Origin of the sequence: Streptomyces boncukensis (genome assembly GCF_011045075.1) — a bacterium.
Taxonomy (GTDB): domain Bacteria; phylum Actinomycetota; class Actinomycetes; order Streptomycetales; family Streptomycetaceae; genus Streptomyces; species Streptomyces boncukensis.
Map to the genome: position 1 here is coordinate 1 of NZ_JAAKZZ010000409.1, position 6,877 is coordinate 6,877.

At 72.2% G+C, this 6,877-nt stretch carries 5 protein-coding genes, 1 rRNA gene and 1 pseudogene; 1 reads left to right on the forward strand and 6 read right to left on the reverse strand.

Going from position 1 to position 6,877, the window contains the following annotated elements; translation table 11 throughout:
• Positions 1-132 precede the first annotated feature (132 nt).
• Positions 133-249, forward strand: a 5S ribosomal RNA gene (gene rrf / locus G5C65_RS28210).
• A gap of 497 nt (positions 250-746) precedes the next feature.
• On the opposite strand, the gene G5C65_RS28215 is transcribed toward rrf, so the two are convergent.
• The 6 genes and pseudogenes from G5C65_RS28215 to G5C65_RS28240 all read right to left on the reverse strand — a co-directional run.
• Complete coding sequence (locus tag G5C65_RS28215; protein ID WP_165301844.1) at positions 747-1,403, reverse strand: response regulator; 657 nt, start codon at positions 1,401-1,403, stop codon at positions 747-749.
• Between the two features lie 33 nt (positions 1,404-1,436).
• Positions 1,437-2,783, reverse strand: coding sequence for a sensor histidine kinase (locus G5C65_RS28220; protein WP_241266110.1), 1,347 nt, complete (start codon positions 2,781-2,783; stop codon positions 1,437-1,439).
• Between the two features lie 9 nt (positions 2,784-2,792).
• Positions 2,793-4,118: an ABC transporter permease gene (locus tag G5C65_RS28225; protein WP_165301845.1), complete on the reverse strand. Its 1,326-nt coding sequence runs from the start codon at positions 4,116-4,118 to the stop codon at positions 2,793-2,795.
• Positions 4,115-4,828, reverse strand: coding sequence for an ABC transporter ATP-binding protein (locus G5C65_RS28230; protein ID WP_165301846.1), 714 nt, complete (start codon positions 4,826-4,828; stop codon positions 4,115-4,117). The genes G5C65_RS28225 and G5C65_RS28230 overlap by 4 nt, the downstream gene beginning before the upstream one ends.
• A 126-nt stretch (positions 4,829-4,954) precedes the next feature.
• A complete protein-coding gene (locus G5C65_RS28235; RefSeq protein WP_165301848.1) occupies positions 4,955-5,896 on the reverse strand; it encodes a DUF418 domain-containing protein in 942 nt (313 codons plus the stop codon).
• A 170-nt stretch (positions 5,897-6,066) separates the two neighbouring features.
• Positions 6,067-6,877, reverse strand: a pseudogene (locus tag G5C65_RS28240) (hypothetical protein); the annotation flags it as partial.

A 6,877-nucleotide genomic window follows, 5' to 3' on the forward strand; every position in this document is an offset into this window, starting at 1 on the left:
ATCTGGAAGCCCTGTAAGGGGTGGAGGTGACCGGTACTAATAGGCCGAGGGCTTGTCCATCGTTGCTTGCGTCCACTGTGTGGTTTCTGAGACAGCAACCCCGTATACCGGTGGTTGTGTGTTTCACTGTGTTTCGGTGGTTATAGCGTGGGGGAAACGCCCGGTCACATTCCGAACCCGGAAGCTAAGCCCGACAGCGCCGATGGTACTGCATGCGGGAGTGTGTGGGAGAGTAGGACGCCGCCGAACTATCCTTGAGGCCGTGGGCCCTGACATTCATGTCGGGGCCCACGGCCTTTTCTGCGTCCAGAGGGTCCAGTGGTGGAGAAGAGGCCGCGGCCAAGGGGGATGCGACTGCCTATCGGCACTACTGGGAGCTGTGCGCGCTGCTCGCCCTGCGCGACGGTCTGCGCTCGGGGGATGTGTATGTGCCGGGCTCGCACCGCTACGACAACCCGGAGACGTACCTGTTCAAGCCCGCCCAGTGGGAGGACCACCGGGCCGAGTTCTGCCGTCTGGTCGGCAAGAGCCCCGATGCCTCAGAGGCTTTGCCGCTGGTGATGGACGAGCTGGGAGGGCAAGGTCACTCGGCGCCGGCCCGAGCAGCAGAACGAGCAGGTGTGGTGCTTGACGGTGGTGACGATCAGGGCCACCGCCCGCTGCGTCCCGTGATCCCCGACGGCCCGGCAGCCGGACTGCAGGCAGCCGGGCACCAAGCGTTGTGCCGTCGCCGGAGGAGCCGCGGCTCAGTCCCTCGGGCCCTGACGCAGCATGCGGATGACGGCGAGGGCCCGGCGGTTGTGGTCTCCCGACACCGGCAGCTCCAGCTTTCCGAAGATCGCCGCCACGTGCTTCTCGACGGTGCCCGCCGACACGTGCAGCTGCTGGGCGATGGCCGTGTTCGAGCGGCCCTCGGCCATCAGGGCCATCACGTCCCGCTCCCGGTCGGTGAGCGCCTCCAGCTTCTCGGTGCGGCGGCTCGCACTGGCCAGCTGGGTGACGACCTCCGGGTCGAGGGCGGTGCCGCCGGCCGCGACGCGTTCCAGCGCGTCGGTGAACTCGGCGACGTTCGCGACCCGCTCCTTGAGCAGGTAGCCCACGCCCGCGGAACCCTGCGCGAGCAGCCGGGTCGCGTACTTGGTCTCGACGTACTGCGAGAAGAGCAGGACCCCGGTCTCGGGGTGCCGCTCGCGGATGTCGATCGCCGCGCGCAGTCCGTCGTCGGTGCGGGTCGGCGGCATCCGGATGTCCACGACCGCGATGTCGGGCGCGTGCTCGGTGACGGCCGCGCGCAGGGCGTCGGCGTCCGCGACCGACGCGGCGACCTCGTGGCCGCGCATGGTCAGCATCTGGGCGAGCAGCTCGCGCAGCACGGCGGCGTCCTCGGCGATCACTACGCGCACGGATGCGGCCTCCTACACATCGCGTCAGCGGGGTCAGGCATGCGGGGGCAGCCTCACCTGCACCGTCGTGGGGCCCCCGGCGGGGCTGCGGACCGTCACCTCGCCGTCGACCGTCCGGGCCCGCTGGACGAGTCCGGCCAGGCCGCCGCCCTCGGCGATGTGCGCACCTCCGCGGCCGTCGTCGGTGACCCGCAGCCGCAGCGTGCCGTCGCCGGTGGACGCCTCGATGTGGCAGCTGCCCGCTCCGCTGTGCTTGATGACGTTGGCGAGAAGTTCGGAGGCGCAGTAGTAGGCCAGGCTCTCGATGGCCGGGGTCGGCCGCTCCGGCACGAACGCCAGTACGTCGACCGGCAGTGCAGTGCGTGCGGCGAGGGTGGTCAAGGCGTCCGGCAGGCCGGCGTCGAGGGCCGGCGGGTGCAGGCCGCGGGAGAGGTCGCGCAGCTCGGTCAGGGTCTCGGCGGCGTTGTCGCGGGCGGTCTCGACCAGACTGTGCAGCTCGGGCCGGTCGCGGTCGTCGAGCTGCTCGCGCACCATGTCCAGGCTCATCGCCAGGGCGGCGAGGCGGACCTGCGCGCCGTCGTGCAGATCGCGTTCGAGACGGCGCAGCCGCTCGGCCGCGTCGTCGACGGCCAGGGCGCGCGTCTCCTCCAGCTCCCGCACCCGGTCGGCCACCGCGCCGGGGGCGAGCAGCGCCTGCATCAGGCGGCAGTCCACGGCGACGAAGGCACGGGTCAGCCAGGGCGCGATCAGCAGCATCACGCAGCCCAGAGCGGCCGCCACGAACGCGGCGCCGAGGGAGTCCGGGCTCATCCCGAGACCGGGAACGGGCGAGATCAGGCTGAGGTCCTCCTGCCCAGCGGCCCAGCGCAGCGGCGCGATGAAGTGGAGTGCGCCGATCACCCACCACGCCACCGCCCACAGGCCGAGCGTCGCCACCGGCAGCTTCACCAGCACATAGGCCGCGGCCCGCCACGCGGCCACGTCCCGGAGGCGTGCCTTGACGCCGTCGACGAGCCCGCGGCCCGCCTCCGGCCGGGGCGGCTCGGCGACGTGCTCGTCGAGCAGTCCCCGGGCGAGCCGGCGCTGCAGGGCGCCCAGTGCGCGCGCCAGGGCGAGCCCCACCACCAGGAAGAGCAGGCCGGGTACGGCCCCGAACACGGTGAGCGTCAGCGCGCAGCCGAGCGCCACGACGTTCACGGCGATGAGAGTGGAACCGACCAGGGACGGCACGAAGGACAGCAGGCAGTACGCCGCCTCCCGCCACGCCCGCCGCGAGAACGGTGCGGTCAGTACGGTGCGCGGGGCCAGAGCGGTGCGGGCGGTGTGCGGTCCGCTCATCGCGCGGTCCTCGGACATGCGGATATGCGGACATGCGGACATGGCGGCTCCTCATGTGCTGCGTCGCGTGACGCCGTCGATGGGCCGTACCCGCAGCATCCGCGCCAGCGGTGCGCAGTGCGCGGCCAGGACGAGTCCGGTCCCGGAGACCAGCATCGCCGCCCAGACCCACACCGGCAGCCCCGACAGCGGCGTGCCCACCTTCTGCCCCAGCGGGGCCAGAACCGCGATCGCGGCCAGCGCCCCGCCCCCCAGGCCCGCGAGGGCCGTAATCGCGCTCTCGGCCACCACGATGGCCCTGACCTGCCGCTTCTCGGCACCCACCGTGCGCAGCAGGGAGAACTCGCGGAGCCGCTCCAGGGTCAGCATCACCAGCGTGTTCGCGGCCACGAGACCGGTGAAGCCCGCGTACAGCAGAGTCCCGAAGACCGCCATCCAGTCCATCTCGCCGGTCAGCGAGACGAACTGGACGACCGCGAACGCCGTCATCATCGCGATCGGAGTGATCGCCGCCGCGAGGCGGCGCGAGCGCGCTCGGGCGCCCGCGATCGCCAGCTCCCCGGCGACGCCCCCGTAACGACGCAGCAGCGGTGCCGCGACGGCCGTCGCCGCCCGCCCGATCCAGGGTCCCGCCAGGCCGATCGCGACGAGGTAGGCGAGCAGTACGACGGGGATCTCGGACGCCGCGTCCTCCACCGAGCCCGCGCCCGCGGCCACCGACAGGCCGATCGCGCCGACGAGGAAGGCCACGGCGGCCGTGGCGCGGACACGGCCGGCGCGCCCGCCGCCCTGCACGGCCGAGTCGGCCAGGGCCGCCGAGGGGCGGGTCCGCGACGCCCGCCACGCGGCGATCATGCCGCCCAGCTGGGAACAGACCACCAGTACGCCCGCCGTCGTGAACAGGGGTATCAGGCCGACGGTGAGCGTCATTCCGTCCGGGACCATGCCGTTGGCAGCCATGCCGTCGAACCAGACGCGGGCCAGGAGCGCGCCGAGCCCGTAACCGACGGGCAGCGCGAGCACGGAGGTCCACAGCGCCTCGGTCGCCACCATGCGCCTGATCTGCTTGGGCTCGGCGCCGATCGCCCGCAGCAGCGCGCTCTCGCGCCCGCGCTGCGCGACGGCAAGCGACATCACCTGGCCGATCACGAAGATGGCCAGGTAGACGGTGAGGTTGCTGAAGGCGACGCCCACGTCGTAGAGCTCGGCCTGCTTCGGGGAGACGGGGGCCTTCGCCGCGGAGACGGCCAGGGCCACGCAGGCGGTGACGACGGTCGCGGAGAAGACGAGAGCGGCGAACGTCCCGGCGAAGGCGGAGGGACGGGCCCTGACCGAGGCGGTGGCCAAACCGGTCGTGGTCGGGGCGAACAGGCTCATGCGAGCGCCTCGGCAGCGTCCCGGACCGCGCCGCGCGGCGCCGTGTCCTGGACCAGGCGCCCCTGCGAGAGGCGTAGTACGCGGTCGGCTTGGGCGGCCACCGTGGGGTCGTGGGTGACGACGACCGTGGCTCCGTGCGAGCTCACCGCCTCCCGCAGAAGGCCGAGGACTTCGGACGCGGTCCCCTGGTCGAGCGAACCGGTGGGCTCGTCCGCGAAGGCGATGTCGGGCTCAGTGATCAGGGCGCGGGCGATCGCCACGCGCTGCTGCTGCCCGCCGGACAGCTCGCCGGGCCGCGCGTGGGCACGCCCCTCAAGACCGACGCGGGCCAGCATGCGGCGCGCCCGTGCGGGGTCGCGGCGCTCGCCGTCCAGGCGCAGCGGGAGCAGAACGTTCTCCTGCACGGTGAGGGCGGGCAGCAGGTTGAAGGACTGGAAGACGAAGCCGATGCGTCCGCGCCGCAGCCGGGTCAGCTCACGCTCCCGCATCGCGCTGATCTCCCGGCCGGCCAGCCGCACCGTGCCCGAGGTGGGCCGGTCGAGGCCGGCCGCACACTGCAGGAAGGTCGACTTGCCGGAGCCGGAGGGGCCCACGACCGCGGTGAGGGTGCGGGCGTGCAGCCGGGCGTCGAGATCACGCAGCGCGTGGACGGTGTGCGGTCCGCGGCCGTAGCTGCGGCTGACCTGGTCCAGTTCGAGAACGGTGTCCATGCTGCCCCTGTTCGTGCGCCGGAAGAACGACGCTTCGGAATGACACGTTCCACGCTAGGAACGGGGAACGGGCGCCGGTACGGGGCTGTCCTCCGAGACCGCTGGGGGAAATCCCCCAGGACGAGGTCAGGCGGTGAGAGGCGTACGGCGTATCGGAACGACGCGCAGCCAGGTCGCGCACCGCCACAGCCACTCGACCGGACCGTAATGGAAGCGGCGCAGCCACCAGCCGCGCACGTCGACCAGTGCGGCGAACTCGACCGCCGCGGCCGCCTGTGTGAGGAAGCAGGTCAGCGCCATCCGGCCGAGCGGGGCGAACACGGTGGTCAACGGTGCGGCGATGCCGGTGCGCAGCAGGAGCAGCAGAGCGGTCACGTACACGGCGGAGGTGGACAGCAGCCGTATGTCGGCGAGAACGGAACCGAGCATGCTCGTCGTGTCCGCCCGCAGCACGAGGGCGGTGACCGCGAGCGCCGACGCGACGAGGAAGGCCGTCCGCAGCTGCCTGCCGCGGTTCGCCGGGTCGGCGTGGATGCCGTAGCGTGCGGCCGATGCGCCGAGGGCGACCAGGCCGGCCGAGGTGAGGACCATCTTCAGCCCGTACCCGGCGCTCTGGGGGTCCTGCTCGATGACCGCCACCGACGCGGCCAACAGCGCCACACCCACCGCCAGTTGGGTGCGCCGCGTCAGGTAGGACAGCGGAAGCAGCACGGCGAGGCCGAGGACGGCGTATATCGCGAGTTGGAGGTTCTCGTCGAGGGCGAAGAGCTGGACCATGCTGATCGCGAAGAGGGCCAGCAGGCGGCGCACAAGGACCAGCCGTGGCCGCGCCGTACGTCCGGACGCAGAGTGCAGGATCAGGGCGAAGCTCAGGCCGAAGAGGAGCGTGAAGATGATGACGAAGCGGTGGAGTACGAGATTGTCGTAGAGGTACGACGAGATCGTGTCGGGGGTCGGATAGCGGTCCTCGCCTATGGTGAGGGCGAGGTTCACCATCGGCAGGCCGGCGAGGGCGAAGCCGCGTACGACGTCGAGTTCCGGGATGCGGGGCCGTGTCGCTTGTGCCATGGCGCGCAGCCTCACACCCGGGCCTCCCTCCCCGGAATCCGGCAAGCCCCCAACCTGTCTGGGTGAAATCCCCCAGGACGCAGGCGGTGCCCGGCACTCCCGCCACTGGCGTCATTCGAACGAAAACTACCGGGACTCCGCGAGGCGGGGAGAGGCGTGGTCCTGCGTGCTCAGCCCGGCAGCTCCAGGACGGTGGTGAGTGGTGGGTCGAGCCGGCCGGCGGATGACCGTGCGGCCATGCGGCGGCCGTGCTCGACCACGCTCTGGGTGAGTGCGTTGAGGATCGGCATCACATCGGGATCCTCGCCCACTACATACAGCGTGCCCGTTTCATTGACGAAGGATTCCACCGCGATACGGTCTGCCCGCGACGCCGTGCAGGCGTTGCGGACGTGCAGCTGGTTCAGCGGCGTCAGGGCCCGGCGGATCAGCTCGGTGGCGTCCTGGCGCAGCCGCGGATGGCCGGTGAGCACGGACTCCAGCTCGCCGGCGGAGCCGGAGGACGCCTTCTGGTGGGTGCGGAGGGTCTGCACCGGCTCCGCGGCCGGAGTGGCGGCCAGGGCCCAGCGGTGCACCTCGCGGAACGGGCGGTCCTCCAGGGCCGCCGCGTGCAGCCAGCAGCGCAGCAGGGTCTCGGCGGTGGAGTGTGTCGTCGCGTCGATGGGGCGGGGGGAGCGGAGCGGGGCGAGGAGCGCCGTCGCCCGTGCCACCGCTGTCGTACGGTCCGCGCAGCCGTGGTGCGGGGACCAGCGCAGGCGGTCCGGCGTGTCGCAGACATGCGTGGGGTCGAAGAGGTGAACGGGTCCGAGCTTCGCGCGGGCCGACTTGGTGGCGGCCCAGATACCGGGGTCGGCGGAAGTCACCAGAGCGGCGCCGGGGGCTTCCAGAACCCGCGTGACGGGGTCGTCGTCGGCGGCGTCCGCGGTCGGCTGCTCGCGGGCGCCCACGAGGTGGGCCGGGGCGGCCGGAGGGGGCGCGGGA